This window comes from Bacillota bacterium (assembly GCA_023511455.1).
Taxonomy (GTDB): domain Bacteria; phylum Armatimonadota; class HRBIN16; order HRBIN16; family HRBIN16; genus HRBIN16.
The window spans coordinates 49,733-74,719 of the sequence record JAIMBJ010000004.1; the positions used below are offsets into that span (position 1 = coordinate 49,733).

At 59.1% G+C, this 24,987-nt stretch carries 41 protein-coding genes; 2 read left to right on the forward strand and 39 right to left on the reverse strand.

Annotated elements, in window-relative coordinates; genetic code table 11:
- The first annotated feature begins 24 nt into the window (after positions 1-24).
- The gene (locus K6U75_03900; GenBank protein ID MCL6474182.1) at positions 25-468 is read left to right on the forward strand and encodes a DUF86 domain-containing protein; all 444 of its coding nucleotides are present in this window, start codon (positions 25-27) and stop codon (positions 466-468) included.
- On the forward strand, positions 455-856 hold the full coding sequence (locus K6U75_03905) for a nucleotidyltransferase domain-containing protein (protein MCL6474183.1): 402 nt from the start codon (positions 455-457) through the stop codon (positions 854-856). Before K6U75_03900 ends, K6U75_03905 begins: the two co-directional genes overlap by 14 nt.
- A 46-nt stretch (positions 857-902) precedes the next feature.
- Here the strand turns inward: K6U75_03905 and rpsI are convergent, their stop codons facing one another.
- The 39 genes from rpsI to rpsL form a co-directional block, all read right to left on the reverse strand.
- A complete protein-coding gene (rpsI, locus tag K6U75_03910) occupies positions 903-1,301 on the reverse strand; it encodes a 30S ribosomal protein S9 (protein MCL6474184.1) in 399 nt (132 codons plus the stop codon).
- A gap of 11 nt (positions 1,302-1,312) precedes the next feature.
- Complete coding sequence (gene rplM / locus K6U75_03915) at positions 1,313-1,744, reverse strand: 50S ribosomal protein L13 (GenBank protein MCL6474185.1); 432 nt, start codon at positions 1,742-1,744, stop codon at positions 1,313-1,315.
- A gap of 12 nt (positions 1,745-1,756) precedes the next feature.
- Positions 1,757-2,530 (reverse strand): tRNA pseudouridine(38-40) synthase TruA, encoded by a 774-nt coding sequence (gene truA, locus K6U75_03920; GenBank protein MCL6474186.1) that lies wholly within the window; start codon positions 2,528-2,530, stop codon positions 1,757-1,759.
- 9 nt (positions 2,531-2,539) lie between these two features.
- On the reverse strand, positions 2,540-2,884 hold the full coding sequence (gene rplQ, locus K6U75_03925) for a 50S ribosomal protein L17 (protein MCL6474187.1): 345 nt from the start codon (positions 2,882-2,884) through the stop codon (positions 2,540-2,542).
- A gap of 12 nt (positions 2,885-2,896) precedes the next feature.
- On the reverse strand, positions 2,897-3,934 hold the full coding sequence (locus K6U75_03930) for a DNA-directed RNA polymerase subunit alpha (protein MCL6474188.1): 1,038 nt from the start codon (positions 3,932-3,934) through the stop codon (positions 2,897-2,899).
- Between the two features lie 109 nt (positions 3,935-4,043).
- Entirely contained in the window at positions 4,044-4,676 is a 633-nt protein-coding gene (rpsD, locus tag K6U75_03935) for a 30S ribosomal protein S4 (protein ID MCL6474189.1), read from the reverse strand.
- Positions 4,677-4,699: 23 nt separating this feature from the next.
- Entirely contained in the window at positions 4,700-5,095 is a 396-nt protein-coding gene (gene rpsK / locus K6U75_03940; protein MCL6474190.1) for a 30S ribosomal protein S11, read from the reverse strand.
- 18 nt (positions 5,096-5,113) lie between these two features.
- Positions 5,114-5,488, reverse strand: coding sequence for a 30S ribosomal protein S13 (gene rpsM / locus K6U75_03945; GenBank protein ID MCL6474191.1), 375 nt, complete (start codon positions 5,486-5,488; stop codon positions 5,114-5,116).
- 12 nt (positions 5,489-5,500) lie between these two features.
- On the reverse strand, positions 5,501-5,617 hold the full coding sequence (gene rpmJ, locus K6U75_03950; GenBank protein MCL6474192.1) for a 50S ribosomal protein L36: 117 nt from the start codon (positions 5,615-5,617) through the stop codon (positions 5,501-5,503).
- Positions 5,618-5,736: 119 nt separating this feature from the next.
- Positions 5,737-5,976, reverse strand: a complete 240-nt coding sequence (gene infA / locus K6U75_03955) for a translation initiation factor IF-1 (protein ID MCL6474193.1) — start codon at positions 5,974-5,976, stop codon at positions 5,737-5,739.
- 34 nt (positions 5,977-6,010) lie between these two features.
- The gene (map, locus tag K6U75_03960) at positions 6,011-6,760 is read right to left on the reverse strand and encodes a type I methionyl aminopeptidase (protein ID MCL6474194.1); all 750 of its coding nucleotides are present in this window, start codon (positions 6,758-6,760) and stop codon (positions 6,011-6,013) included.
- Entirely contained in the window at positions 6,757-7,428 is a 672-nt protein-coding gene (locus tag K6U75_03965) for an adenylate kinase (protein ID MCL6474195.1), read from the reverse strand. Before K6U75_03965 ends, map begins: the two co-directional genes overlap by 4 nt.
- 127 nt (positions 7,429-7,555) lie before the next feature.
- Entirely contained in the window at positions 7,556-8,842 is a 1,287-nt protein-coding gene (gene secY / locus K6U75_03970) for a preprotein translocase subunit SecY (protein MCL6474196.1), read from the reverse strand.
- A gap of 2 nt (positions 8,843-8,844) precedes the next feature.
- Positions 8,845-9,288 carry a 50S ribosomal protein L15 gene (gene rplO / locus K6U75_03975; protein MCL6474197.1) on the reverse strand — a complete coding sequence of 148 codons (444 nt, stop codon included), beginning with the start codon at positions 9,286-9,288 and terminating at the stop codon, positions 8,845-8,847.
- A complete protein-coding gene (gene rpmD, locus K6U75_03980; GenBank protein MCL6474198.1) occupies positions 9,275-9,493 on the reverse strand; it encodes a 50S ribosomal protein L30 in 219 nt (72 codons plus the stop codon). The genes rplO and rpmD overlap by 14 nt, the downstream gene beginning before the upstream one ends.
- Positions 9,483-10,034 (reverse strand): 30S ribosomal protein S5, encoded by a 552-nt coding sequence (gene rpsE, locus K6U75_03985; GenBank protein ID MCL6474199.1) that lies wholly within the window; start codon positions 10,032-10,034, stop codon positions 9,483-9,485. Before rpsE ends, rpmD begins: the two co-directional genes overlap by 11 nt.
- A 1-nt stretch (position 10,035) precedes the next feature.
- Positions 10,036-10,413, reverse strand: coding sequence for a 50S ribosomal protein L18 (gene rplR / locus K6U75_03990; protein ID MCL6474200.1), 378 nt, complete (start codon positions 10,411-10,413; stop codon positions 10,036-10,038).
- 3 nt (positions 10,414-10,416) lie between these two features.
- Complete coding sequence (gene rplF / locus K6U75_03995) at positions 10,417-11,004, reverse strand: 50S ribosomal protein L6 (protein MCL6474201.1); 588 nt, start codon at positions 11,002-11,004, stop codon at positions 10,417-10,419.
- A 35-nt stretch (positions 11,005-11,039) separates the two neighbouring features.
- The gene (gene rpsH, locus K6U75_04000) at positions 11,040-11,450 is read right to left on the reverse strand and encodes a 30S ribosomal protein S8 (protein MCL6474202.1); all 411 of its coding nucleotides are present in this window, start codon (positions 11,448-11,450) and stop codon (positions 11,040-11,042) included.
- Positions 11,451-11,525: 75 nt separating this feature from the next.
- Positions 11,526-11,711, reverse strand: a complete 186-nt coding sequence (locus tag K6U75_04005) for a type Z 30S ribosomal protein S14 (protein MCL6474203.1) — start codon at positions 11,709-11,711, stop codon at positions 11,526-11,528.
- 60 nt (positions 11,712-11,771) lie between these two features.
- On the reverse strand, positions 11,772-13,856 hold the full coding sequence (fusA, locus tag K6U75_04010; protein MCL6474204.1) for an elongation factor G: 2,085 nt from the start codon (positions 13,854-13,856) through the stop codon (positions 11,772-11,774).
- A 49-nt stretch (positions 13,857-13,905) separates the two neighbouring features.
- Complete coding sequence (gene rplE, locus K6U75_04015) at positions 13,906-14,475, reverse strand: 50S ribosomal protein L5 (GenBank protein ID MCL6474205.1); 570 nt, start codon at positions 14,473-14,475, stop codon at positions 13,906-13,908.
- Between the two features lie 43 nt (positions 14,476-14,518).
- Positions 14,519-14,854 carry a 50S ribosomal protein L24 gene (gene rplX, locus K6U75_04020; protein MCL6474206.1) on the reverse strand — a complete coding sequence of 112 codons (336 nt, stop codon included), beginning with the start codon at positions 14,852-14,854 and terminating at the stop codon, positions 14,519-14,521.
- Between the two features lie 64 nt (positions 14,855-14,918).
- A complete protein-coding gene (rplN, locus tag K6U75_04025; protein MCL6474207.1) occupies positions 14,919-15,287 on the reverse strand; it encodes a 50S ribosomal protein L14 in 369 nt (122 codons plus the stop codon).
- Between the two features lie 15 nt (positions 15,288-15,302).
- Complete coding sequence (gene rpsQ, locus K6U75_04030) at positions 15,303-15,575, reverse strand: 30S ribosomal protein S17 (GenBank protein ID MCL6474208.1); 273 nt, start codon at positions 15,573-15,575, stop codon at positions 15,303-15,305.
- Positions 15,576-15,593: 18 nt separating this feature from the next.
- Positions 15,594-15,746, reverse strand: coding sequence for a 50S ribosomal protein L29 (gene rpmC / locus K6U75_04035; protein ID MCL6474209.1), 153 nt, complete (start codon positions 15,744-15,746; stop codon positions 15,594-15,596).
- On the reverse strand, positions 15,682-16,227 hold the full coding sequence (gene rplP, locus K6U75_04040) for a 50S ribosomal protein L16 (protein ID MCL6474210.1): 546 nt from the start codon (positions 16,225-16,227) through the stop codon (positions 15,682-15,684). The genes rpmC and rplP overlap by 65 nt, the downstream gene beginning before the upstream one ends.
- A complete protein-coding gene (gene rpsC, locus K6U75_04045; protein ID MCL6474211.1) occupies positions 16,205-17,035 on the reverse strand; it encodes a 30S ribosomal protein S3 in 831 nt (276 codons plus the stop codon). Before rpsC ends, rplP begins: the two co-directional genes overlap by 23 nt.
- Positions 17,036-17,061: 26 nt before the next feature.
- Complete coding sequence (gene rplV, locus K6U75_04050; GenBank protein MCL6474212.1) at positions 17,062-17,481, reverse strand: 50S ribosomal protein L22; 420 nt, start codon at positions 17,479-17,481, stop codon at positions 17,062-17,064.
- A 9-nt stretch (positions 17,482-17,490) separates the two neighbouring features.
- A complete protein-coding gene (rpsS, locus tag K6U75_04055; protein MCL6474213.1) occupies positions 17,491-17,778 on the reverse strand; it encodes a 30S ribosomal protein S19 in 288 nt (95 codons plus the stop codon).
- A gap of 30 nt (positions 17,779-17,808) precedes the next feature.
- A complete protein-coding gene (gene rplB, locus K6U75_04060) occupies positions 17,809-18,636 on the reverse strand; it encodes a 50S ribosomal protein L2 (protein MCL6474214.1) in 828 nt (275 codons plus the stop codon).
- A 29-nt stretch (positions 18,637-18,665) separates the two neighbouring features.
- A complete protein-coding gene (gene rplW / locus K6U75_04065) occupies positions 18,666-18,956 on the reverse strand; it encodes a 50S ribosomal protein L23 (GenBank protein ID MCL6474215.1) in 291 nt (96 codons plus the stop codon).
- A complete protein-coding gene (rplD, locus tag K6U75_04070; GenBank protein ID MCL6474216.1) occupies positions 18,953-19,585 on the reverse strand; it encodes a 50S ribosomal protein L4 in 633 nt (210 codons plus the stop codon). The genes rplW and rplD overlap by 4 nt, the downstream gene beginning before the upstream one ends.
- Positions 19,586-19,589: 4 nt before the next feature.
- Positions 19,590-20,222, reverse strand: coding sequence for a 50S ribosomal protein L3 (gene rplC, locus K6U75_04075; GenBank protein ID MCL6474217.1), 633 nt, complete (start codon positions 20,220-20,222; stop codon positions 19,590-19,592).
- Between the two features lie 13 nt (positions 20,223-20,235).
- Complete coding sequence (gene rpsJ / locus K6U75_04080; GenBank protein MCL6474218.1) at positions 20,236-20,553, reverse strand: 30S ribosomal protein S10; 318 nt, start codon at positions 20,551-20,553, stop codon at positions 20,236-20,238.
- A gap of 19 nt (positions 20,554-20,572) precedes the next feature.
- Positions 20,573-21,775 (reverse strand): elongation factor Tu, encoded by a 1,203-nt coding sequence (gene tuf / locus K6U75_04085; GenBank protein MCL6474219.1) that lies wholly within the window; start codon positions 21,773-21,775, stop codon positions 20,573-20,575.
- Positions 21,776-21,836: 61 nt separating this feature from the next.
- Positions 21,837-23,933, reverse strand: a complete 2,097-nt coding sequence (fusA, locus tag K6U75_04090) for an elongation factor G (GenBank protein ID MCL6474220.1) — start codon at positions 23,931-23,933, stop codon at positions 21,837-21,839.
- A gap of 67 nt (positions 23,934-24,000) precedes the next feature.
- The gene (gene rpsG / locus K6U75_04095) at positions 24,001-24,471 is read right to left on the reverse strand and encodes a 30S ribosomal protein S7 (GenBank protein ID MCL6474221.1); all 471 of its coding nucleotides are present in this window, start codon (positions 24,469-24,471) and stop codon (positions 24,001-24,003) included.
- 18 nt (positions 24,472-24,489) lie between these two features.
- On the reverse strand, positions 24,490-24,861 hold the full coding sequence (gene rpsL / locus K6U75_04100; GenBank protein ID MCL6474222.1) for a 30S ribosomal protein S12: 372 nt from the start codon (positions 24,859-24,861) through the stop codon (positions 24,490-24,492).
- Positions 24,862-24,987: the final 126 nt, after the last annotated feature.

Here is a 24,987-nt window from a genome sequence, read left to right on the forward strand (position 1 = left end):
CCATCCCACGATAAGGATAGCGAAATGGCAAGATTCAACGAAGAACTTATCGCACAGCGAATAGCAGAAATCCGGCAGGCAATGGCTCTGCTGGAGCCCTATGCGCAGATGAGCCAGCAACAGTTTCTGACAAATCGGGAAGCGGTAGACGCCGCCAAATATCGCCTGCTCATGGGCATTGAATCGTGCGCTCAGGTGTGCAGTCATCTTTTCTCGCGTTTCAAAGGACAGGCTCCCGACAGCATACCATCGTGTTTTGAGCAATTATCGGAGCTCGGAGTGGTGTCTGCGGAGTTGGCGGCGCGGCTGGTGCAGATGGCGCGTTTCCGCAACATGCTGGTTCATCGGTATCAGCTGGTGGATGACGTCCGTGTCTACCAGATTGTGCAACAGAGCATACAAGACTGGGAAGCATTTATCGACAGCGTTCAAGTGTTTGTGAAAGGGCAAAAACATGCGCCACCGTAAGAGTGCGGAGGAAAAACAACACATCTGCGAGGTTCTGCGAGAACGCCTGATGCAGTGGGAAGAGATACGTTTTGCTTACCTGTTCGGCTCGTTCCTGCTGAACGGTAGCTTCGAAGACATCGATATCGCTGTCTACGTCCACCCGGATGCGCTTCGTAACCAAGATCCGCTGCTGCTATCGTTCGACATCGCGAACGACCTCGAGCGGGCGGTACGCCTGCCGGTAGATGTGGTCCTGCTCAACAATGCCTCTTTGGGTTTGCAGTTCGAAGCGGCGCGGGGCGAACCGTTGATGGTGCGTGAGTGGGAAGAATGTGCGGACTTTGCGGAAAAAGTCACGCTGCGCTGGTGGGATACCGAGGGGTTACGCTACGCCGCGATGTGGTAAACTTCCCCCCGCTCGCAGGAGCGGGGGGTTTCGCTTCGCAGCGAGATTAGCGCTTGACGTACTGGAAGGCACGGCGTGCGCGCTTGCGACCGTATTTCTTGCGTTCTTTGACGCGCGGGTCGCGGGTGACGATGCCCAGCTGACGCAGGGTGGGACGCAGCTCCGGCTTCGCCTGAAGCAGCGCACGGGCAATACCCATCCGCACCGCGCCAGCGTGTCCGCTGATGCCGCCTCCCTTGCAATAGGCAATCACATCGAACTGCCCCTCGGTGTTGGTCACGGCGAAAGGCTGATTCACCATCGCCTCCAGCGTATACCTGCCCAGATACTCACGCGCAGGCTTGCCGTTGATGGTGATGTTGCCTGTGCCGGGCATCAGCCAGACCCGCGCGACCGCCGTCTTGCGGCGACCGGTTGCGTAGTAGCGTACCTGCTCCTGTGCCATAGTCTCCCTCACTAAACCTTAATCTCTAACGGCTTCGGCTGTTGTGCCTCGTGTGGATGCTCGGGACCGGCGTACACCTTCAGTTTGCGAATCATCGCCGCGCCCAGTTTGTTGTGCGGCAGCATACCCTTCACGGCGCGACGGATTGCTCGCTCCGGCTTCTCGGCAATCAGCTTGCCCCGCGAGACAGAACGCAAGCCGCCAGGCCACATGGTGTGCCAGTAGATGAGCTCCTCGTCCTTGTGACCGGTCAACCTCACCTTGCTGGCGTTGACCACAATCACGAAGTCGCCGGTATCCAGATGTGGCGCGAAGATGGGTTTGTGCTTACCGCGCAGTATCTTTGCCACCTCCGCCGCCAGGCGACCCAGTGGTTTATCCGTCGCATCCACCACGAACCACTCTCGTTTGATGTCTGATGGTTTGGTTGAATAGGTTTTCATTGTCATTGCCCTTTACCCGCCTGTTCGTTCGCTCCTCCGAATAGTGCTCTCGTCGTAGTTCACCCTTACCAGGCACAACCCGTGTGCCGGCACACGAAACAGGGCACGGCCTCTGGCGCTGCCTTGGAGCAGATGTTCCATTGTGTCGGGTGAACGCTTACCCAACCCGACCTCTATCAACGTGCCCACGATGGCGCGCACCATGCCCTGCAGAAAACCGTTTGCTTCGATGCGCAACCACACCAGCGGCAAGCGCATCTGCAGTTCAGCCCGGTATACCTCTCGCACCGTATTACGGTATCTTCCAGCCTCCGAGGCGAAAGCCGCAAAATCGTGCTTGCCCACAAGATACCTTGTCGCTTCTAGCATCGCCTCCACATTCAGAGGCTGACTCACGCGATAGGCATACCGCTCCATCAGCGCAGAGCGCACAGGGTGGTTCCATATCGTATAGCGATACACCCGCGAACGGGCACTGTATCGCGCATGGAAACCTTCATCGGCTTCCCACGCCCGGCGCGCGGCGACGTCCTTTGGCAGCACGCTGTTCAGTGCTGCGGGTACTCTCTCCACCGGAATACGGCATGTGGTCCGAAAATGCACCACCTGCCCGGTAGCATGTGCCCCCGCGTCTGTCCGGCTTGCGCCGATAACAGGTACCGACTCTCTGGTTATCCTTTGCACCGCCCGGCAGAGTTCCGCCTGCACGGTGCGCTTACCACGCTGTACCTGGAAACCTGCAAAGTCCGTGCCATCATATTCGATGACCACGGCAATTGTACGCATAGACAAAGCTCACTGGATGAGCTCCAGCAGCACCAGCATCGCGCCATCGCCACGACGGTTACCCAGCCGCACGATGCGCGTGTAACCACCGTTCCGGCTGGCATAACGCGGGGCGATTTCATCAAACACCCGCTTCACCAGGCTCTCGGACTTCAAGATGCGTCGAGCCAGCCGCCGCGAGTGCAGGTCGTTGCGCTTCGCAAGCGTGAGTATCTTCTCGGCAATGGAACGCACCTCTTTCGCCCGTGTATCGGTGGTGCGGATGGCTTCGTGAATAAACAACTGCTGCGTCAGCCCGTGCAACAGCGCACGACGCTGGTCGCTGGGCAGTCCCAGTTTACGATGACCAACCAGATGTCGCATAACTCACTCCTTGCTTTCTTCTTCCTCTTTCTCTTCCTTGTGCGCCTCGGCAGATGCCGCCAGTTCCTCCATCACCTGCGCCAGGTCCTCGCCGCGCAGGGTCAAACCGAGCTGCGCCAGTTTTTCCCGCACCTCGTACAGCGACCGCTTTCCGAAGTTGCGAATGCTCATCAATTCGCTCTGGGTGCGGTGCACAAGGTCGCGTACGCTGCTTATACCTGCCCTTTTCAGGCAGTTATAGGTACGCACCGAGAAATCCAGCTCTTCCACCCGCACATCTGGCACATTGGCAGGCAGCAGCACGGTCTCCGGAGACAGTGGCAACGCGGAGCTGGCATCCATGCGCACGAACATGTCCATGAACTCACGCAGAATCCGTGCGGCATCCTGCAACGCGTGCACTGGATAGATGGTACCGTTCGTCCATATCTCCAGCGTGAGCCGCTCCAGGTCGGTCTTAAAGCCAACGCGCGTGGACTCCACGATATAGTTCACCTTACGTACCGGCGAGAACATCGCACCGATAGGTATGACGCCGATGGTCTTCGCCAGAGAATCCGGCAAGGTCACCTTCTCTGGTGCCACATAGCCTCGCCCCCGCTGCACGTACAGGTCCATCCGCAGGGTTGCCCCTTCTTCGCTGATGGTCGCCAGGTACACCTCAGGGTTGGCAATCTCCACATCGTTGGGGCAGCGTACGTCTGCGCCGGTCACCATCCCCGGTCCACGTGCGTCCACGGTCAGCGTGATGACTTCGTTCGGTCTACCACCGCCCGGTGCGCGCACCGCCAGCTCCTTGATGTTCAAAATCAGCTCGGTGGTGTCTTCCTTCACACCGGGAATGGTGGAGAACTCATGAAGCACTTTTTCCACCTTGATGGCGGTGACTGCCGCGCCCGGAATAGACGACAACAGCACACGCCGCAGGGCATTGCCCAGCGTGGTAGCGAACCCCCTGTCCAGAGGTTCCACGACAAATTTGCCATAGGTGCCGCTTTGCTCGATCGATTCGATACGCGGCACAAGTAATGGTTCTGCCATCGTTCGGACTCTCTGCCTCCTTACGGCATTTTGTCCATCTCGCCCGGTCATCGGTGTTCGCTATGTGCTTTTCTCGTACTATCCGCACACCGCGAACACCAGAACGCCGTTATCGCGAGTAGAATTCGATAACCATCTGCTCTTCGACATCGGTATCAATCTGCTCACGGGTCGGACGTGCCACCACCCGTCCCGTCAGCGTTGTGGTGTCGAAGGTCAACCACTCGGGGATATGTGCTCCCCGCTTCGCGAGGTTACTGCGTATCGGTTCGGAGTCGCGCTTACCCTGCGCTACGGACACTTCGTCACCAGGACGCAGTTGGTATGAGGGAATATTCACCTTTCGCCCGTTCACCGTGAAGAAGCCATGAGAGACCAGCTGCCGCGCCTGGTCGCGAGAAACCGCCAATCCCAGCCGGTAGACCACGTTGTCCAGCCGCATTTCCAGCAGCTGCAGCAGGTTTTCTCCCGCCACGCCCGGACGTCGGATTGCCTCATCCACGTACGTGCGGAACGGGCGTTCCTCCATGCGATAAATGCGCCGCAGCTTCTGTTTCTCCCGCAACTGTTTTCCATAGTCGGTCAGTTTCTTGCTCACTGCCATGGCGCCATGCTGTCCGGGCGGCTTGCGACGGCTTTCACGCTCGATCGCGCATTTCTTGGTGTAGCACCGCTCGCCCTTGAGAAACAGCTTGACGCCCTCGCGGCGACACAAACGACACTTCGGTGATGCAATACCCATCGAATGAAACTCCTCCTGCTCCTTTACACCCGGCGTCGCTTGGGCGGACGACAGCCATTATGAGGTACCGGTGTCACGTCCTTGATGGAGAGAATGTCCAGCCCTACCGCCTGCAGGGCACGGATAGCGGTTTCACGTCCGGGTCCCGGACCCTTGACTTCCACATCTACCTTGCGCACACCGTGTTCCATTGCCTTACGGGCACAGTCCTCCGCCGCCATTTGTGCCGCGAAAGGAGTGCCCTTGCGCGCGCCTTTGAAACCCACTACGCCTGCGCTTGACCAGGCAATGACGTTGCCATTGACATCGGTAATCGCCACTATCGTGTTATTAAAGGTGGACTGGATATGCGCAACACCGTGAACAATGTTCTTCTTCGGTTTTACCTTTTGTCGCGTGGTAACGGCTTTTCTCGCCATCTCGTGATGCCTCCTCTATTACTTCTTCTTCCGTTTGGTACCCACGGTGCGGCGCGGACCTTTGCGGGTGCGCGCATTGGTTCGTGTGCGCTGACCTCGCACCGGCAGTCCACGGCGGTGTCTCAAACCACGATAGCAGCCTATCTCGATAAGACGACGAATGTTCTGCTGCACCTCACGACGCAGTTCGCCCTCTACGCGATACTCGCGGTCGATCACCTCGCGCAGACGGCTGATTTCGCCTTCCGTGAGCTGGCGCACGCGCGTCGACGGGTCAATCCCGCACTGTGCCAGTATCTTACGCGCGCTCGACAGCCCGATGCCGTAGATATACGGCAGGGCATACTCGATCTTCTTATCTCGTGGCAAGTCTACACCAGCAATGCGTGCCAACGTACTGCCTCCTTAACCCTGACGCTGCTTGTGTTTCGGGTTCTTTTTGCAGATGACCCGAACCACACCTCTGCGCCTTATGATTTTGCAATCGTTGCAGATTTTCTTCACTGATGCTCTAACCTTCATGGTCTGAACCCCTTTTCAGCCCGAATCCAAAGCCCAAACGGACACGCAAATACCTATTATACCGAAAGTCTCCCCCTTTCGGCAAGTGCTCCCCCTCCGTGTTACCGGGCGACCACGCGCTATTTGTAGCGATAGATAATCCGCCCGCGAGTCAGGTCATAGGGCGACAGTTCCACCAGCACACGGTCCCCGGGCAAGATTTTGATGAAGTGCATCCGCATCTTCCCGGAAACGTGCGCCAGCACAATGTGACCTTCCTGAATCTGCACGCGAAACATCGCGTTCGGAAGGGTCTCCACCACTGTGCCTTCTACTTGAAGCCCTTTCTCCTTCTCGACAGGCTCCTGTTTCTTAGCCATAGCCTCTATCCCCACCCGCGCAACGGGTGTGTTCTTACTCTACTGTAAGGATCAGGGGACCCTTACGAGTAATGGCTACTGTATGCTCAAAGTGAGCAGAGAGTTTGCCATCCTCTGTCACTATTGTCCATTTGTCGGACAGACACACCACCTGCGGCTTACCCTGGTTCACCATCGGCTCAATCGCCAGCGTCATGCCTTCACGAAGCAACGGTCCGGTACCCGGCTTTCCGTAGTTCGGTACCGGTGGGTCTTCGTGTATCTTTTTGCCCACCCCATGCCCCACCAGTTCGCGCACCACCGAGTAACCCTGCTTCTCCACAAACCTCTGAATGGCGGAGGCGATATCGCCGATGCGCTTCCCCACCTGCGCCTGGTCAATCCCTACGTACAGCGCCTGGCGGGTGACATCCAGCAGCCGCTGTGCCTCTGGCGCAATCTCGCCAATCGGTACGGTAACAGCGGCATCGGCGTAATAACCATCCAGTTCCACACCCATATCGATGCTCAGTATATCTCCCGGCATCAGCACCCGATTCGACGGCAATCCATGCACCACCTGATGGTTCACCGAAGTGCAAATATGGGCGGGATAGCCCATATAACCTTTGAACGCGGCGCGTCCACCAGCCTCTTTCACCAGAATAGCCGCTAGCGCATCGAGGTCCGCCGTCGTGGTAACGCCGGGCGTTATCGACTCACCGAGTGTACGCAGGATTCTGGCCAGTACTCTGCCTGCAACACGTATCTTCTCTATCTCTGCTGGGCTCTTGATAATGATCATGCGTTTTCCAGACATCGCTGCCAGCGACGCGAGACCGACTCTTTCACCGCCCGGTATACCTCATCTACCTCGCCGCTGGCATCGATAGGCTCCAGTAAACCACGCTGACTGTAAAAAAGCACCAGCGGCTCCGTCTGTCGATGGTAGACTTCCAGCCTCTTGCGGATAGCCTCTGGCGTGTCATCAGGACGCACCACTAGCTGCGCCCCACAACGGTCGCAACGTCCCTCCACCTTGGGCGGCATGGTGACCACGTGATAGTTGGCTCCACACTGCGGGCAGTTTCGCCTGCCGCCCAAACGCTGTTGCACCACTTCTTCCGAAGCGTCCAGGTACAACACCCCGCACAACTGCCAGCAGTGTTCAGCCAGCATTTGCTCCAGGATCTCTGCCTGATGCACGGTGCGTGGAAAACCGTCCAGTATCACCCCCGTGCCGGTGTCACCCCGCACCAGCCGCTCCCGGAGCACCGAAGCGACCACCTCATCCGGCACCAGCTCACCGCGCGTGACGTAGCCCTGCACGGTTTTGCCTAACTCAGTGCCCGCTCTCATCGCTTCCCGCAGCAGCTCACCCGTGCTAATCTGCACGAAACCGAAATCCTGTTGAAGACGCTCCGCCTGTGTGCCCTTGCCCGCACCAGGCGCACCCAAAAATATCCATATCATCGGTTGCTTCCGCTCCTATCCGTAACGTTGTCTGATGCTGCCGTTACCAGCAGATGCTTCGCGGATGCCCAGCATGACCACACAAAACCGCCCCTGTCATTCCAGGGGCAGTAAGGGTTCCCCGCCTCTACTCCCGCAGGAAGCCTTCGTAGTTACGCATCAGCATTTGCGCTTCGATGCTCTGCATCGTATCCAGTGCGACCCCAACCACGATGAGCAGAGATGTGCCTCCCACCAGCGAGAAGGTACCGATGTCTACTCCCGTGATGGTCGGCGCGATATACTGGATGCACGCTACCGTCGCCAGGAACAGCGCGCCCGCAAAGGTAATGCGCGACACCACTTTATCCAGATAGTCCGCCGTCGGCTTGCCGGGGCGGATGCCTGGGATGTAGCTACCGTACTTCTTCAGGTTGTCTGCGATGTCGTTGACGTCGAACTGCACCGCGGTGTAGAAGTAGGTGAAAATCACGATGACGATACCGTACATCAGCAGAGCGAAGGCGTTGTCTCCCGGTGCCAGCCACTGCGCTGCCCGTTTCAGATAATAGACCCACCCCGTTTCGCCCGGGATAGCGGTGGCGATAGTCATCGGAAGCAGCATCAGTGAGATAGCGAAGATGATCGGGATGACGCCCGCCATCGCGATTTTCAACGGCAGGAACGAGCTGTGCCCGCCGACCTGCCGCATTCCCACGATGCGCCTCGCGTGCTGAATGGGTATCTTCCGCTGAGCCTGAGTGACGTACACGATACCCACGATGGTCGCAAGGAACACCACCGCCAGCAGAATCAGGCTGATCCACGCCTGCTGCAGCGAAGTAGATTCCCACACTTTGGATATTTGCCAGGGCAGGCTGGCGGTGATGCTCGCGAAGATGATGAGCGAGACGCCGTTGCCCACGCCCTTGTCGGTAATCTGTTCACCCAGCCACAGCAGGAACATGGTACCGGCGGTGAGCACCACTGCCGTCACGATGAGCTGCCACCAGTTGGCGGTGAGGATCTGCGAGCGCACCAGCGTGATGCTGATTCCCAGCGATTGCAGGAACGCCAGAGCCACCGTCAGGTAGCGGGTGTACTTGGCGATTTCCTTGCGCCCGGTCTCCCCCTCCTTTTGCAGCTCCTTCAGTTGTGGCAATGCGGCTACCAGCAGCTGCATGATGATGGAGGCGTTGATGTACGGCACGATGCCCATCGCGAAGATGGTGAATTTACGCAGCGCACCGCCGGAGAACACGTCCACCAATCCAAATACCCCCCCCTGCGCAAACAGGCGTTCCATCGCGGCGTGGTCGATGCCGGGAACGGGAATATGCAACCCCACGGTGTACACGGCGAACGCCCCGAACACAAACAGGATACGTTTGCGCAGGTCGGGTAACTTCCATGCGGCTACCAGCGTTTCAAGCATGGCTAAATCGCCTCCACACTGCCTCCTGCAGCGGTAATCTTCTGCTCGGCAGATTTGCTGAATTTATGGGCACGCACGGTGAGCGCTTTGGTCAGTTCGCCCTCACCAAGCACCTTTAAGCCGTCTTTTTCCAGCTTTTTGATAATCCGGCGCTCCAGCAGCAACTCAGGGGTAATTACATCACCCGCCTCGAAGCGCTCCTCCAGCAGAGCCACGTTGATAATCGTGTACTCCTTGTGGGTAGGGTTCTTGAACCCCTTCAGGCGGGGCAGGCGGCGGTGCAATGGCGTCTGTCCACCCTCAAAGGTCAGCGGCACCTGATCGCGTGCCTTCTGTCCTTTCGTGCCGCGACCGGCGGTCTTGCCATGCCCCGACCCGATGCCTCGTCCCACTCGCTTGCGGCGATGGGTAGCGCCGGGATTGGGTTTCAGTTCATGCAGAAACATTTGCTGCCTCCTCTGTGACCGCGTTGTCAGCCACCTCTTCGACAGTTACCAGATGACTTATCTTGCGCACCATGCCCCGGATAGCCGGGTTATCGGGCTTCAGCACGCTCTGCTGAAGGCGGCGCAAGCCCAGCGCCTCCACAGTACGCTTCTGTCTCTTGCTATAGCCAATGGGGCTACGGACGAGGGTAATCTTAAGAGCCATCGGTCGTTCCCTCCTCCTTGCCTTCCAGGTATTTTCGCATCCATGGCACTACTTGCGCCGGCTGTTTACCGCGCATCTCTGCCACTTGCTCCACGCGCTTGAGCATCTGCAACGCCTTGATGGTAGCCCATGCCACGTTGATGGGGTTTCGGGAGCCCAGGCACTTGCCCAGCACGTCTTTGACGCCGGCGGCTTCCAGAATAGCGCGCATCGAGGTGCCTGCTACCACACCGGTACCGGGCGAGGCAGGCTTCAAAATCACCGTCGACGCCCCAAACGAGGTGACCACCTCATGCGGGATCGAGGTGCCCACAATCGGTACCTCAATCAGCCGTTTCTTGGCGTCTTCCACGCCCTTGCGAATGGCATCGGGAATGGCACGGGCTTTTCCCAGCCCTGCGCCCACGTGTCCTTCCCCGTCGCCAACCACTACCAGCGCGTTCCAGCTCATCGTACGACCGCCCTTGTGCGTCTTCTGCACGCGGTTCGTACGGATAACGCGCTCCTGCAAATTGAGTGTCTCCGGGTCTATTCGTGCCATCTCAGAACTCCAGTCCCCCTTCTCGTGCCGCATCCGCCAGCGCTTTGACGCGACCGTGATACTTGTAGCCGCCGCGGTCGAACACCACGTGTCGCACTCCAGCATCGATAGCGCGTTCGGCAATCAGCCGACCAACGGCCCTGGCGGCTTCAACGTTGTCTGTCCTGGGTAGCGAGTTGCGCAGAACAGGCTCCAGCGACGAGGCAGCGGCGATAGTATGCCCTTTCTCGTCGTCTATCACCTGCGCATAGATGTACTTCAGACTACGGAACACCGTCAGGCGCGGTCGCTCAGCAGTCCCTCGGATCTTCTTGCGCACTCGCGCATGTCGCAGCAACCTTCCCCTCTGACGGGGAGCAACGTTCTTATGTTCTATCATGACTTACTTCCCCTTCCCTTTACCGCCGCCTTTACCGCCAGATTTGCCACTCTTACCGGCTTTACGCCGTGTCTGTTCACCTCGATATCTAATGCCCATACCTTTGTAAGGCTCTGGTGGACGCACGCGCCGAATCAGCGCCGCCTGCTGACCCACGACCTCTTTATCGATGCCCTTGACGGTGATTAGGGGCATACGGGTGTTGACGTCCTGTCCTACCTCGAATTTGATGCCCGGCAGGGGTTCCAGCACCTTTGGCTGAGCGTATCCCACGCTGAGCGACAGCCTGCCGCCCTCCACCTGCGCACGGTAGCCGACGCCCACCACTTCCAACACGCGCTCATAACCTTTGGAGACGCCCTCCACCATGTTCGCAATGAGCGTGCGAGTCAAGCCATGCAGTGCGCGATGGTTTCGCTCGTCGCTGGGACGCTCCACCAGCAGGAACCCATCCTCGCGCTTCACCATCATCTCAGCCGGTATTTTCTTGGTCAGCGTACCCAGCGGACCGGATACCGTGATTGTGCCCGGCTCCCACTGTACGTCCACACCCGGCGGTATGGGTATCGGTTTTTTGCCTATACGTGACATGCTACCACACTCCTTTTCCCGGTGCGAACTCTATTTTACCACACTTCCGCCAGCACCTCGCCGCCCAGACCCAGCCGGCGAGCCTGCTTGTCGGTCATCACACCGCGCGAAGTGCTGACAATAGCAGTTCCGAAGCCGAAATAGACGGGCTTCAGGTCTTTTGCCTTGCGGTACACGCGCAACCCGGGTTTGCTCACCCGGCGCAGGTTCGTGATTGCGCGCTCGCGGGTCTTGCCCTGCTTCGCACCGTACTTCAAGGTGATGCGTAACCGGTTCTGAGGCGTTGCCTCGATAACCTCATAGTCCTTGATGTAGCCTTCTTCCTTGAGTATCCGGCAGATTTCCACTTTCAGCTTAGAAGCATCCAGCTCCACCGTCTCGTGGAGCGCCATGTTCGCATTGCGGATACGGGTTAACATATCCGCAATCGGGTCGGTGACAGGCATCTTTTTTCCTCCTCTGTTTCTGTGATGGACGGTTCGCTGCGCGCCTGTCAGGCACGGCGAAGGTATCCATCCACCTTACCACGATGATTTTTTGACGCCGGGCAACAGCCCGCGATGCGCCATCTCGCGGAAGCAAATCCGGCACAGACCGAACTTACGAATATACCCGCGAGGGCGACCGCAGATGTTGCACCGGTGGTACTCGCGCACCTTAAACTTCTGCGGACGCCGCGCTTTGACTTTTAAGCACTCTTTCGCCACAGGTTACTCCCTCCTGATAACTCCTCGCGCAACGTGAAGGTTGCGGCTTCAGGCAGTTGCCTATTTCTCCGCCTCGGCGCGCTCTTTCCTGGCGCGCTCGATAATCTGCTGGGCAATGTGCGCTGGTACTTCGTCGTAATGCGAGAACTCCGTCGAGAACCGCCCGCGTCCTCGCGTGATGGAGCGCAGGTCAATGGCGTAACGCACCATCTCTGCCTGCGGCACCAGCGCGGTAATCTTTTGTCTGCCGGTGCCCGCGCTTTCTGTGCCCATCACGCGCCCGCGCTTGCCGTTCAGGTCGCTAATCACGTCGCCCAGAAAGTCCTCGGGCACGATGATTTCCACCTTCAGTATCGGCTCCAGCAACACCATGTTCGCCTTCGCAGCGGCGTTCTGGAACGCCAGGCTGCCCGCTATCTGGAACGCCTGGTCCGAGGAGTCCACCGTGTGGTACGAACCGTCGTACACCGCACACTTGACGTTTACCACAGGATAGCCAGCCAGCACGCCGCGGCGCATGGCGTCGCGCACGCCCTTTTCCACTGCAGGGATATACTGCTTCGGGATGACGCCGCCCACGATGCGGTCCTCAAACAGGAACTCGCCATCGGGATACGGCTCTATCTCGATCCAGCAATCGCCGTACTGCCCACGACCACCGGTCTGCTTCTTATGTTTGCCCTGCGCCTGCGCCTTGCTGCGGATGGTCTCGCGATACGGGATGCGCAGCTCCTCGGTGGTTACCTCCGTGCCGAACTTGCGCTTCATTCGCTCGATGACCACGTCCAGATGCGATTCGCCCATGCCCGAAATCACCGTCTGCCCCGTTTCCGGGTCGCGATAGAACCGGAAGGTGGGGTCTTCTTCCGCCAACCGGCTGAGGGCAGGTCCCAGACGATCTTCATCCGCCTTGCTCTTGGCGCGGATGGCGATACTGTACACCGGGCTGGGGAACTCGATACCCGGCAGTAGGATGGGCTTCGCCCTGTCGGTGAGAGTGTCACCGGTGCTGGTTTCCTGCAGCTTGGCAATGGCGCCGATGTCACCTGCATGTACCGCGGGCGTCGGCTCCTGCTGTTTGCCGCGCAAGAAGAAAATCTGCCCAACGCGCTCTTCGCGTTCTTTATTGGCGTTCCACACATGGCTATCTGAACGCAGCACTCCCGACATCACGCGGAAGTAGGTCAGTTTGCCCACGTATGGGTCTGCCATGGTCTTGAACACAAACGCCGCCAGCGGCTCGCTGTCTTCCGGTCTGCGCGTCTCCTCCTGACCTGTCTGCGGGTTAATGCCCTTCACCGGCGGGATGTCCGCTGGCGAGGGGAACTCGCCAATGATGAAATCCAGGAAGGCGGTCAATCCGTTGAGATTACTTGCCGAGCCGCACACCACAGGAATTAATTTCCCACTGGCGATGCCTGCCTTCAGCCCGCGCTGTATCTCCTCGCTGGTCAGGGGTTCGCCCTCCAGGTACTTCAGCGTGAGTTCATCATCGCCCTCGGCGGCAGATTCTTCCAGCCATTCGTGATAGCGGTTCACCTGCTCCTGCATGGATGCTGGCACGTCGTCCTCGGTTGCCTTTGCCCCTGTACCACGCACTGCGCGCATGGAAATCAGGTTCACCACACCTTCATACGCTGCTTCCGCGCCAATCGGTACAATCACCGGCACCACGCGAGAGCCGAACCGCTCACGCAGCTCCTTCAAGCGCGCCTCGAAGTCGGCGTTCTCGCGGTCCATCTTGCTGATGAACACGGCTCGCGCAATGCCCCGTTTCTCGATATACTCCAAGGCGATATCAAAGCCCACCTCCGGGGCATTCTGCGCCGGGGTAACAAGCACCGCCGCGTCCGCGACGTGCAGCGCACCCACCATATCACCGATAAAGTCCAGATAGCCGGGGGCGTCGATAATGTTAATCTTGTGCTCTTTCCACTCGACCGGCACCACAGAGGCGTTGATGCTAATTTTGCGCTTGACCTCATCGGCGTCAAAGTCCGAGACGGTATTGCCATCTTCCACTTTGCCCATGCGGTCGATACCGCCGGTAATGAACAGCAACGCCTCCGTCAGGCTGGTTTTCCCCGAGCCTCCGTGTCCCACGAACGCCACGTTGCGTATCGCCTTAATGCCCACCTGTTTCACCGAAACGCCCTCCTGTCGTAAATTCTCCGGTCACGCCCGATGACGGTGTTTATCGCTGTCGGAAGGGCATGCCCAGAGCTGTCAACAATGCGCGTGCCTCTTCGTCGGTGCGCGCAGTGGTCACGATGCAGATGTCCATTCCCCGAATGCGGTCAACCTGATCGTATACGATTTCGGGGAACACCAGCTGCTCGCGCATTCCCATCGAGAAGTTTCCGCGCCCATCGAAAGAGTTGGGCGACACTCCCTGAAAGTCACGCACGCGCGGCAGCACGATGTTCATCAGTTTATCCAGAAAGTCGTACATACGGTCGCCGCGCAGGGTGACCTTCGCGCCGATGCGGTGCCCCTGCCGGATGCGGAAGTTCGAGATCGATTTGCGCGCACGGGTAATCACCGGTTTTTGACCGGAGATTGCCGCCAGGTCGCGCACCGCCCCATCCAGCTGCTTCGGGTCTTGCTCGCCCTGTCCCACGCCCATGTTGATGACGACTTTCACCAGGCGTGGCACCTGCATGATGGACTTATACCCGAACTGTTGCATCAGCTGGGGAACCACTTCCTGATAGTATTTTTCTTTGAGCCTCGGTACATACCGGGTTTGCGTCGTTTCGCTCATCGCTTCACACCACTCCATAACCGCCTGATGCGGCGGATACTATCTACACCGAGTCGATGTACTCCTTGCACTTCTTACACGTGCGAACCCGCTTGCCGTCCGTGGTGAACGAGATGGCGATGCGCGTTCGCTGGTTACAGCGCGGGCACACCAGCATCACTTTCGACACGTGCAAAGGGGCCGGTTTCACCACGCGCCCCGTCTGCGTTTGCGGGGTAGCGCGGCTGGTGGTGGGGCGTGCCTTCTGGTGGCGTGTCACCAGGTTTATCCCATCCACCACCACGCGGTTTTCGCGCGGGATGGTACGGATCACCTTGCCCCGCTTGCCCCGGTCCTTGCCCACAATGACCTCTACCGTGTCGTTTTTGCGTATCTTCAGCGGGCGCACCGCTCGCCCGCTCTGTTTTTTCCTGGCAGTTGCAGTGCTCATGGGTGCTCCTCTCCTACAGCACTTCCGGTGCCAGCGAGATGATGCGCATGAAGTTGCGCTCGCGCAGCTCGCGGGCGACCGGTCCAAAGATACGTGTGCCGCGAGGCTCCAGGCTATTGGTAACCACTACGGCGGCGTTCTCGTCGAAGCGCAGCGTCGAGCCGTCGGGACGGCGGATCGGCTGCTTGGTGCGAACGACCACCGCTTTCACGATGTCACTCTTCTTCACCGGCATTCCGGGCGTTGCCGACTTGACCACAGCCACGATGACATCCCCCACACGGGCATAGCGCGTGTTGGAGCCTTTCAGTACACGGATACACATCAGCTCACGCGCGCCAGAGTTGTCGGCAGCCTTTAGCCGGGTGTATATCTGAATCATTGCCTGATACCTCCCCTATTGTGCTTTCTGGATCACGCGGGCAACGCGCCATCGCTTGGTCCTGCTCAGGGGTCGCGTCTCCATAATCTCCACCACATCGCCCACCCGGCACTCGTTGTTTTCATCGTGTGCGTGGAACTTCTTGGTGCGCTTGACCGTTTTGCCGTACAGGGGGTGGCGCATCATACGCTCTACTGCCACCACTACCGTTTTATCCATGCGGTCGCTCACCACCGTTCCAACGCGCACCTTGCGTCGCCCACGCGTGACTACCTCATTTTCCGCCATTGATGTTCCCCCCATCCATTACGCGCTCTTCTGCGCGCGCTGCTTTTCGGTGATAATGGTGTGCAGGCGCGCGATGTTATGCCGCGTGATGCGGATGCTTGCCGTATCACTCAACTTCCGCATCGCCTTGTTCTGTCGGAGCTGGAACAGCCTCTCCATCTCCTGCTGCAACCTCTGTTGCAGCTCCGGCAGGCTCAGCTTGCGGAGTTCCTCCGGTTTCAACGGTTTCATATTCTCCCTCGAAATCTCGTCTTGTGACGAATTTGGTAGCAATTGGTAGTTTGTGCGACGCCAGTCGCATCGCTTCGCGTGCCAGTTCTTCGGGCACGCCAGCCATCTCGAACAGAATGCGTCCCGGTTTGACCACTGCTACCCATCCCGCCGGCGCACCCTTGCCGCTTCCCATGCGGGTCTCAGCGGGTTTCTTGGTGTAGGGCTTATCGGGAAAGACCCGAATCCAGATTTTTCCACCACGGCGCACGTGGCGGGTCATTGCGATACGAGCCGCTTCAATCTGGTTGCTGGTCAACCAGCAGGATTCCAGCGCCTGCAGCCCGTACTCGCCGAAATCCAGCCTGGTCGCGCCGGACGCCTTGCCTTTGCGCCGCCCGCGATGCTGCCGGCGATACTTAACTCGTTTCGGCATCAGCATTGCCGCGTTGCCTCCTTCCTCCCCGGCGACCCCGGCGACGGCGCCCGGCGGGACGCTCGCCCTCTTGCGGGACGATCGGCGTCACCTCCCGGCTTTCCTCCTCTACCTTCTGTCCGGGCAGGATATCGCCCCGGTAAATCCACACCTTCACGCCGATGTTGCCGTAGGTCGTGGGTGCTTCTGCAAATCCATAGTCCACATCAGCACGTATCGTTTGCAACGGAATCTTGCCCATCTTGTCCACTTCGGAGCGCGCCATCTCCGCGCCGGCCAGTCGCCCAGCCACGCGCACTTTGATACCCAGTGCTCCTGCACGCATCGTGCGCAGGATAGCCTGACGCATGGCGCGCTTGTAGGACACACGGCGCGAGATCTGCTGCGCGATGTTCTCTGCCACCAGCTGCGCGTCCTTATCGGGCTCGTTCACCTCCTGCACGTGCACATGCACGTCCACGTTGGGACGGGCTTCCTTCTCACGTGCCGCACGCCAGCGGTAGGTCGGGTCCAGCAGGTGCACCAGAGCCTGGCGTATCTCCTCCAGTCCTCTCCCCTGCCGACCGATAAGGATACCCGGACGCGCCGAAAAGATAGTGACCTCTACCCGATTGGCTGCGCGCTCGATATCCACGCGCGAAATCGCTGCCGACGCCAGGTCAGGACGACGCTTGGGCAGATCCTTCTTTAAGAAGCGACGTATCTTGTAGTCTTCGTGTACCCACTTCGCGTAGTCCTTCGCCGAGTACCAGCGACTGTCCCAGTCGCGGATAATACCCACGCGAAAACCGATTGGATGAATCTTCTGTCCCAAACTGAACCTCCTCCGGTTCTCTCACGCTAACTTTCGCTCGTCGGTGCTGTGGGCGCAGTTCCGCTACCACGTCGTGCTCGTCGCCCTGCGGGCTGTGGGCGCGGTACCTCCTGCACCTCCACCCGGATGTGGCAGGTCGGCTTGATGATAGGATAGGCGCGTCCCATCGCACGCGGGCGATAACGCTTCAAACGGGGACCCTCGTCGACGACGGCGTGCACTATTTTCAGAGCGTCCTCGTCGACGGTTCCGCCATCGCGCTCCGCCAGGAACACCGCGTTCGCTGCCGCCGATTGAACCACCTTCAGGATGGGGCGGGCAGCACGCTGGGGCGAAAAGCGCAGAAACGCAATCGCTTCCGGTACATACTGCCCCCGTATCGCCTCTATCAGCAACCGCGCTTTACGCGGCGATACACGCACGTACTTTGCTATTGCGTGTGCCATCTTTATGCCTCACTTCTTGCGTGTTGTGCGGTCGGTATGGTGCCCCGGATGCCCCCGGAAGGTGCGCGTCGGGGCGAACTCACCCAGCTTATGCCCGATCATGTTCTCTGTGATGAACACCGGCACGTGCTTTCTGCCATCATGCACCGCGATGGTGTGTCCTACCATCGCTGGCAGGATTGTGGACCGACGCGACCAGGTTTTGATAATCCGCTTCTCGCCGGTGGCGTTGAGCGCCTGGATTTTCTTCATCAGCTTCGGGTCGACATACGGTCCCTTCTTAATCGAACGTGACATACCAACGCTCCTCCAGTCGCCATCTTCAGATTACTTGCGCCGCCGTACGATGAACTTATCCGACGGCTTGCGACGGCGGGTCTTCTTGCCCAGGGTCGGCTTACCCCAGGGCGTGACCGGTCCACCACGCCGACCGATCGGCGCTTTGCCTTCGCCACCGCCGTGCGGGTGGTCGCGCGGTGTCATCGCCGAGCCTCGCACATGCGGGCGTCTGCCCAGATAACGGCTCTTACCAGCCTTACCTAGCGATTCGTTCTCATGCTCGGCGTGCCCGACCTGACCAATGGTCGCCTTGCACTCGAGGTGCACCATGCGCACCTCACCGGAGGGCAGACGTATTTGCGCATACTTGCCCTCTTTGGCGACCAGCTGCGCCGCCGTGCCCGCACTGCGCACCAGCTGTCCACCCTTGCCCGGCACGAGCTCGATATTGTGTATCACTGTGCCCAGCGGAATCGCACGCAACGGCAGGGCGTTGCCCGGCTTGATGTCGGCGTTCTCACCGCTGAGCACCTGGTCGCCTACCTTCAGCCCATCCGGGCAGAGGATGTACCGCTTCTCGCCATCGACATATTGTATCAAAGCGATGCGCGCCGACCGGTTGGGGTCGTATTCGATGCTGACCACCTTGCCCGGCACGCCGATTTTGTCGCGCTTGAAATCGATAATCCGGTAGCGTCGCTTGTTGCCGCCCCCTCTGAAGCGTGTGGTGATCCTTCCCTGATTGTTGCGTCCACCGCTCTTCTTCAACGGCGCGAGCAGCGACTTCTCGGGTTCCTCGCGCGTAATCTCCTCAAAGGTCGATACCGCCATAAAGCGGCGACCCGGAGAGGTCGGTTTTAACTGTCGTATAGGCATGGCTTACTCCTTTGCGCCTCCTATTGCCACTACGTGACCTCGAACGCTTCAATGCGCTGCCCCGGTTGAACTGTGACGATGGCTTTCTTCCAGCCAGCGGTCTCGCCTGCTGGCATCCGTCCGAGACGGCGTCGCTTGCCCCGCACGTTCATTACGTTCACTTTCAGCACATTGACCCGGTAGATAGCCTCCACCGCCTGCTTGATTTCAATCTTGTTGGCATCCGGCGCCACCGCGAAGGTGTATCGTCCCATACGGGCGTTGTCGGTGCTTCGCTCGGTAATCACCGGATGCAGGATAACCTCGTATGGCGATTTCATCGGGCGCACACCTCCTCCAGCTTTTGCAGTGCCTCCGGGGTGGTAATCACCCGGCGCGCTATCAGCATATCCCGAACCGACACCGCCGGTGAGATGCGCACCTCCACGCCCGGCAGGTTACGGAAGCTTTTCCACACCACCTCGTCGTGCTGGGGCAGCAATATCAGCACGCGCTTCGGGTCATCGATGTTCAATCCCTTCAGGAACTGCACGGCATGGCGCGTCTTTATCTCGTCAAAGTGGATGTTCTCCACCGTGACGATGGCGTTCTCTTCCAGTTTGGCGGTGAGTGCACTGCGCATGGCTGCACGGCGCATCTTCTTGGGCAGCCGCTGGCTGTAGTCACGCGGATGCGGACCGAACACCACGCCGCCATGTCGCCAGTGCGGGGCGCGAATAGACCCCTGTCTCGCACGCCCGGTACCCTTCTGGCGCCAGGGCTTACGCCCACCGCCTCGCACCTCGCCGCGCGTTTTGGTGTCCGCCGTACCCAGCCGGGCGTTTGCCTGTTCGGCGACCACTGCCGCGTGCATCAGGTCGGGTCGCACTTCGGCAGCAAACACCACGTCGGATAGGTCTATCTCTCGCACGGGCTGTCCCGTTTTATCGTACACGCTCACCTTTGGCATCGCCTTACCCCCTCTCGTCCCTGGCGATAATCAGCAGTCCGCCGTTGGCGCCGGGAACAGCTCCGCGCACCAGCAACAGGTTGCGTTCCGCGTCTACACGCACCACAGTAAGCCCCTTCTGCGTGACGCGCTCTGCTCCCATGTGCCCCGGCTTCTTGACACCCTTAAAGGTGCGAGCGGCGTCGGTAGCGCCACTGGACTGAGGCTTGCGGTGTATCATCGAGCCATGCGACTGCGGACCACCGTGAAAGTGGTGCCGCTTCACCACGCCCTGAAAGCCTCGCCCCTTGGATGTGCCGGTCACTTTAACCTTGTCGCCCGGCTTGAACACATCGGCGACATGGATTGTTGTGCCTACCGACAGATTGCTGATGTCATCTACCGGCACCTCGCGCAGATAGCGCATGGGTGGCACGTTTGCTTTCTTAAAGTGCCCTTTCATGGGCTTGTTGACCCGCTTCGGGGAAATCTCCCCGAAGCCCACCTGTACGGCGACATACCCATCCTTCTCCGGGGTCTTTACCTGCGTCACCACGCAGGGACCCGCTTCTATGACCGAGACCGGGATGGCCTGTCCAGTCTCATCGAAGATCTGGGTCATGCCGATTTTTTTGCCTAAAATCGCCTGTACCGCCATCTTGTGGTTGCTCCTACTTGATTTCGATATCTACACCGCTGGGAAGGTCCAGCCGCATGAGCGCGTCGATGGTTTTGGGTCCGGCATCCAGAATATCGATGAGCCGCTTGTGCGTGCACAGTTCAAAGTGCTCCATCGATTCTTTATCGATATGGGGTCCGCGGATAACGCAAAACCGGTTGCGCTCTGTCGGCAGTAACACAGGTCCCGAAATGCGGGCTCCCGTGCGACGCGCCGTATCCACTATCTTCTGAACCGACTGGTCCAGCACTCGATGGTCGTACGCGCGCAAGCGGATTCGAACCTTGTTTTGAAAGTCTCGACGCGCCATAACCTGCTGCCTCCTGCTCTTACTCGATAATCTTGGTGACCACACCTGCACCTACCGTGTGACCACCTTCGCGCACCGCAAAGCGCAAGCCCTCCTCCATCGCTATCGGCGCAATTAACTCTACCTCTATCCGCACGTTGTCCCCAGGCATCACCATCTCCACGCCCTCCGGCAACTTCATTGTGCCCGTCACGTCCGTCGTGCGGAAGTAAAACTGAGGACGATACCCGCTGAAAAACGGCGTGTGACGACCGCCCTCCTCCTTCGTCAACACGTATATCTCCGCCGCAAACTTCGTGTGGGGCGTGATGCTGCCCGGCTTCGCCAACACCATCCCACGCTCCACCTCCTTGCGGTCTATACCCCGCAACAACACCCCAGCGTTGTCGCCCGCCTGTATCTGATCCAGCGTCTTGCGGAACATCTCCAACGACGTCGCTACCGTCGTGCGGGTCTCCGGATGCAAGCCCACTATCTCTACCTGCTCCCCAACCCGCAACACCCCACGCTCCACGCGACCCGTCACCACCGTGCCACGTCCCGTTATCGTGAACACGTCCTCTATCGGCATCAAAAACGGCTTGTCAATGTCACGCTGAGGAGTCGGAATATACGTGTCCACCGCCTCAATCAACTGCCAGATCTTCTTCACCCACGGGTCGTTCGGGTCGACGTCCGGTGCCTCTATCACCTTCAACGCACTGCCACTAATCACCGGAACCTCGTCACCCGGAAAGCCATACTTGCTCAACAACTCCCGAACCTCTAACTCCACCAACTCCAGAAGCTCGGGGTCGTCTACCATGTCCTCTTTGTTCAGAAAAACCACAATGTAGGGCACACCAACCTGACGTGCCAAAAGGATGTGCTCCCGAGTCTGAGGCATCGGTCCATCTGCCGCCGATACCACCAAAATCGCCCCGTCCATCTGCGCCGCGCCCGTAATCATGTTCTTGATGTAGTCCGCGTGACCCGGACAGTCCACGTGCGCATAGTGGCGATTGGGCGTCTGATACTCCGCGTGGTAAATGTTAATCGTCACGCCGCGCTCCCGCTCCTCCGGCGCGGAGTCGATGCGCTCATACGGCTGGTATTCCGCCAGCCCCTCTTTAGAGAGAACGCGCGTGATGGCAGCCGTCAACGTGGTCTTGCCATGGTCCACGTGACCAATCGTGCCGATGTTCACATGCGGCTTCGTGCGCTCAAATCGCTGCTTGCCCATTTAGTGCTGACCTCCTGATACTCCTTTTTGTCGTTTTTTTAAGGGTTAAACTCCCTCAGCCTTACAGGTTTACCAGCTGCTTGCCCTGCACACGGGCAATCAGTTCCTGCGCAATGTGTGACGGTACCTCTTCGTAGTGTGAAGGTTGCATCACGTATGTGGCACGCCCCTGCGTCAACGAGCGCAGGGCGGTCGCATAGCCAAACATCTCCGCCAGCGGCACGTGAGCCCGGATGGTCTGTGTGCCGCCGGGTCCCGGCTCGATGCCTTCGATTCGTCCACGCCGCGAGTTCAGGTCGCCGATGACGTCACCCAGGAACTGCTCCGGCGTGACAATCTCCACCGCCATGATGGGTTCTTTGATAGTGGGGTTCGCCTTCTGCATTGCCGCTTTGAATGCCAGCGAACCGGCTATCTTGAACGCCATTTCGGAGGAGTCTACTTCATGGTATGAACCGTCCACGACGGCGACGCGCACGTCTACCACAGGATATCCCGCGATAACGCCGGTGTCCATTGCCTCGTGCACGCCGCCTTCTATGGCGGGAATGAACTCCTTGGGTATCACTCCGCCCACAATCTTGTTCACGAACTCGAAGCCCTGCCCCGGCGGCAGCGGTTCGATCTCCAGAATGCAGTGCCCGTATTGACCGCGTCCACCGGTCTGGCGCACGTAGCGTCCCTCGCCGCGCGCCGGCTGGCGAATCGCTTCGCGATAAGCCACCTGCGGGCGTCCAACGTTCGCTTCCACCTTGAACTCCCGCATCAGGCGGTCCACGATGATTTCCAGATGCAGTTCACCCATGCCCGAGATAATGGTCTGTCCCGTTTCGGGGTCCGTGCTGATTCGGAAGGTGGGGTCTTCCACAGCCAGGCGGCTGAGCGCGATGCCCAGCTTATCCTGGTCGGCTTTGGTTTTCGGCTCGATAGCCACCGAAATCACGGGGTCGGGGAACTGCATTGCTTCCAGAATGATGGGCGCTTTCTCATCGCAAAGCGTATCGCCCGTCGTCGTCTCGTTCAAGCCCACTGCTGCCGCAATCTCTCCGGCATACACCACTTCCACGTCCTCGCGGTGGTTGGCGTGCATTCGCACAATCCGCCCGATGCGTTCTTTCTTGTCTTTCGATGCGTTATACACGTAGGAGCCTTTGCTGAGGGTACCGGAGTAGACGCGGAAGTAGGTGAGCTTGCCCACAAAGGGGTCGGACATAATCTTAAAGGCGAGGGCGGTAAAGGGTTCATTATCGGAGGGGTAACGCGCTTCTGGAGCACCGGTACGGGGATTCGTCCCCTTCACCGCGCCGATATCTATGGGCGAGGGCAGGTAGTCCACAATAGCGTCGAGCAGAGGCTGTACGCCCTTGTTCTTAAAAGAGGAGCCACACGTTACGGGGACAATCTTGTTCTGAAGTGTGCCACGACGCACGGCGCGCACAATCTCCTCCGCGGTAATCGGCTCGCCCTCCAGGTATTTCTCGATCAGCGTATCGTCCACATCCGCTGCCGCTTCTATCAGCACCTCGCGCCAGTGCGATGCCATTTCGTGCATCTCGGCAGGGATTTCCATCTCTTCGTACTCCTTGCCGAGGTCATCTTTGTAGACTATCGCCTTCATATGCACGAGGTCGATGATACCGCGAAAATCGCTTTCTGCACCGATAGGCAGCTGGATGGGCACCGCGTTGGCGCCGAGGCGGTCTTTCATGCGCTGCACCACGCGGTAAAAGTCCGCGCCCAGGCGGTCCATCTTATTCACGTAGGCAATGCGGGGTACGTGGTATCGGTTCGCCTGCCGCCACACCGTTTCCGACTGGGGCTGAACGCCGCCTACCGCGCAGAAGATAGCCACCACACCATCCAGGACGCGCAACGACCGTTCCACCTCTACGGTGAAGTCCACGTGACCGGGCGTATCGATAATATTGATACGATGCCCTTTCCAGAAGCAGGTGGTGGCGGCAGAAGTGATGGTGATACCGCGCTCCTGCTCCTGTTCCATCCAGTCCATCGTGGCGGCGCCATCGTCCACCTCACCGATGCGATGGATGCGTCCTGTATAGTACAGGATGCGTTCGGTGGTAGTGGTCTTCCCCGCGTCGATGTGCGCGGCGATACCGATATTTCGAGTTTGTTCTAGAGTGTACTCACGTGCCATCAGTTGGTTATTTCCTCCCAGACCTGCACCTGCAGATCCCCGTTACCCCAGCCTATAGTAGACGACATTACCAGCGATAGTGTGCAAACGCCTTGTTCGCTTCCGCCATGCGGTGAGTATCTTCGCGCTTCTTCACCGCGGCGCCCTGATTGTTGGCGGCGTCCATAATCTCCGCTGCCAGTTTCTCGATCATGGTGCGCCCACCACGCTTGCGTGCGGAGGTAACCAGCCAGCGAATTCCCAGCGAAATCCTTCGCTCGGGACGCACTTCCATCGGCACCTGGTAGGTGGCACCGCCCACGCGGCGCGGGCGCACTTCCAAAACAGGCATGACGTTCTTCAGTGCCTGATGAAACACTTCCAGCGGGTTGCGCTTCGTGCGCTCACCCACAATCTCCATCGCGCGGTAGAAAATCTTTTCGGCAACACTCTTTTTCCCGCAGACCATCAGGCGGTTAATGAACCGCTGTACCAATACATCATTATACACCGGGTCTGGCGGTATCACACGGCGCGGAGCCGGTCCTTTTCTGGGCATTGCTCTCTTCCCTCCCGCTTACTTCGGTCGCTTCGTACCGTATTTGGAACGGCTGCTCTTGCGGTTCTGCGTACCCGCCGCGTCCAGCGTGCCACGCACCACATGATAGCGCACGCCCGGCAGGTCCTTCACACGTCCGCCACGCACCAGAACCACCGAGTGTTCCTGCAGATTGTGCCCAATCCCCGGGATGTAAGCCGTGACTTCCACACCGTTGCTCAGGCGTACACGTGCGACCTTACGCAGTGCCGAGTTGGGCTTCTTCGGCGATACGGTACGCACCACCAGGCACACTCCCCGCTTCTGCGGGCACCCTCTCAGAGCAGGGCTCTTGCTTTTCTTGCGTATGGGCTGACGCCCTTTACGTACTAACTGGTTGAATGTCGGCATCTCGCGTATTTTCCTCCGTCACCGTCTCTGGGCGAAACACAACCCCTTCGCCGCACACGAAGGCGAAGGGGCTGGTCATTCGACATCCCGCTATGTCACTCCCCGATGGAGGGGAAAAGAACCGAG

What these genes read in the sequence shown, in the direction of transcription:
- K6U75_03900 (MCL6474182.1), top strand. Translation starts at nt 25, where the DNA reads ATGGCAAGATTCAACGAAGAACTTATCGCACAGCGAATAGCAGAAATC.
- K6U75_03905 (MCL6474183.1), top strand. Translation starts at nt 455, where the DNA reads ATGCGCCACCGTAAGAGTGCGGAGGAAAAACAACACATCTGCGAGGTT.
- rpsI (MCL6474184.1), bottom strand. Translation starts at nt 1,301, where the DNA reads ATGGCACAGGAGCAGGTACGCTACTACGCAACCGGTCGCCGCAAGACG.
- rplM (MCL6474185.1), bottom strand. Translation starts at nt 1,744, where the DNA reads ATGAAAACCTATTCAACCAAACCATCAGACATCAAACGAGAGTGGTTC.
- truA (MCL6474186.1), bottom strand. Translation starts at nt 2,530, where the DNA reads ATGCGTACAATTGCCGTGGTCATCGAATATGATGGCACGGACTTTGCA.
- K6U75_03930 (MCL6474188.1), bottom strand. Translation starts at nt 3,934, where the DNA reads ATGGCAGAACCATTACTTGTGCCGCGTATCGAATCGATCGAGCAAAGC.
- rpsD (MCL6474189.1), bottom strand. Translation starts at nt 4,676, where the DNA reads ATGGGTATTGCATCACCGAAGTGTCGTTTGTGTCGCCGCGAGGGCGTC.
- rpsK (MCL6474190.1), bottom strand. Translation starts at nt 5,095, where the DNA reads ATGGCGAGAAAAGCCGTTACCACGCGACAAAAGGTAAAACCGAAGAAG.
- rpmJ (MCL6474192.1), bottom strand. Translation starts at nt 5,617, where the DNA reads ATGAAGGTTAGAGCATCAGTGAAGAAAATCTGCAACGATTGCAAAATC.
- infA (MCL6474193.1), bottom strand. Translation starts at nt 5,976, where the DNA reads ATGGCTAAGAAACAGGAGCCTGTCGAGAAGGAGAAAGGGCTTCAAGTA.
- map (MCL6474194.1), bottom strand. Translation starts at nt 6,760, where the DNA reads ATGATCATTATCAAGAGCCCAGCAGAGATAGAGAAGATACGTGTTGCA.
- K6U75_03965 (MCL6474195.1), bottom strand. Translation starts at nt 7,428, where the DNA reads ATGATATGGATATTTTTGGGTGCGCCTGGTGCGGGCAAGGGCACACAG.
- secY (MCL6474196.1), bottom strand. Translation starts at nt 8,842, where the DNA reads ATGCTTGAAACGCTGGTAGCCGCATGGAAGTTACCCGACCTGCGCAAA.
- rplO (MCL6474197.1), bottom strand. Translation starts at nt 9,288, where the DNA reads ATGTTTCTGCATGAACTGAAACCCAATCCCGGCGCTACCCATCGCCGC.
- rpmD (MCL6474198.1), bottom strand. Translation starts at nt 9,493, where the DNA reads ATGGCTCTTAAGATTACCCTCGTCCGTAGCCCCATTGGCTATAGCAAG.
- rpsE (MCL6474199.1), bottom strand. Translation starts at nt 10,034, where the DNA reads ATGGCACGAATAGACCCGGAGACACTCAATTTGCAGGAGCGCGTTATC.
- rplR (MCL6474200.1), bottom strand. Translation starts at nt 10,413, where the DNA reads ATGATAGAACATAAGAACGTTGCTCCCCGTCAGAGGGGAAGGTTGCTG.
- rplF (MCL6474201.1), bottom strand. Translation starts at nt 11,004, where the DNA reads ATGTCACGTATAGGCAAAAAACCGATACCCATACCGCCGGGTGTGGAC.
- rpsH (MCL6474202.1), bottom strand. Translation starts at nt 11,450, where the DNA reads ATGCCTGTCACCGACCCGATTGCGGATATGTTAACCCGTATCCGCAAT.
- rplE (MCL6474205.1), bottom strand. Translation starts at nt 14,475, where the DNA reads ATGAGCGAAACGACGCAAACCCGGTATGTACCGAGGCTCAAAGAAAAA.
- rplN (MCL6474207.1), bottom strand. Translation starts at nt 15,287, where the DNA reads ATGATTCAGATATACACCCGGCTAAAGGCTGCCGACAACTCTGGCGCG.
- rpsQ (MCL6474208.1), bottom strand. Translation starts at nt 15,575, where the DNA reads ATGGCGGAAAATGAGGTAGTCACGCGTGGGCGACGCAAGGTGCGCGTT.
- rplP (MCL6474210.1), bottom strand. Translation starts at nt 16,227, where the DNA reads ATGCTGATGCCGAAACGAGTTAAGTATCGCCGGCAGCATCGCGGGCGG.
- rplV (MCL6474212.1), bottom strand. Translation starts at nt 17,481, where the DNA reads ATGGCACACGCAATAGCAAAGTACGTGCGTGTATCGCCGCGTAAAGCG.
- rpsS (MCL6474213.1), bottom strand. Translation starts at nt 17,778, where the DNA reads ATGTCACGTTCGATTAAGAAGGGACCGTATGTCGACCCGAAGCTGATG.
- rplB (MCL6474214.1), bottom strand. Translation starts at nt 18,636, where the DNA reads ATGCCTATACGACAGTTAAAACCGACCTCTCCGGGTCGCCGCTTTATG.
- rplW (MCL6474215.1), bottom strand. Translation starts at nt 18,956, where the DNA reads ATGAAATCGCCATACGAGGTTATCCTGCATCCGGTGATTACCGAGCGA.
- rplD (MCL6474216.1), bottom strand. Translation starts at nt 19,585, where the DNA reads ATGCCAAAGGTGAGCGTGTACGATAAAACGGGACAGCCCGTGCGAGAG.
- rplC (MCL6474217.1), bottom strand. Translation starts at nt 20,222, where the DNA reads ATGGCGGTACAGGCGATTTTAGGCAAAAAAATCGGCATGACCCAGATC.
- rpsJ (MCL6474218.1), bottom strand. Translation starts at nt 20,553, where the DNA reads ATGGCGCGTCGAGACTTTCAAAACAAGGTTCGAATCCGCTTGCGCGCG.
- tuf (MCL6474219.1), bottom strand. Translation starts at nt 21,775, where the DNA reads ATGGGCAAGCAGCGATTTGAGCGCACGAAGCCGCATGTGAACATCGGC.
- fusA (MCL6474220.1), bottom strand. Translation starts at nt 23,933, where the DNA reads ATGGCACGTGAGTACACTCTAGAACAAACTCGAAATATCGGTATCGCC.
- rpsG (MCL6474221.1), bottom strand. Translation starts at nt 24,471, where the DNA reads ATGCCCAGAAAAGGACCGGCTCCGCGCCGTGTGATACCGCCAGACCCG.
- rpsL (MCL6474222.1), bottom strand. Translation starts at nt 24,861, where the DNA reads ATGCCGACATTCAACCAGTTAGTACGTAAAGGGCGTCAGCCCATACGC.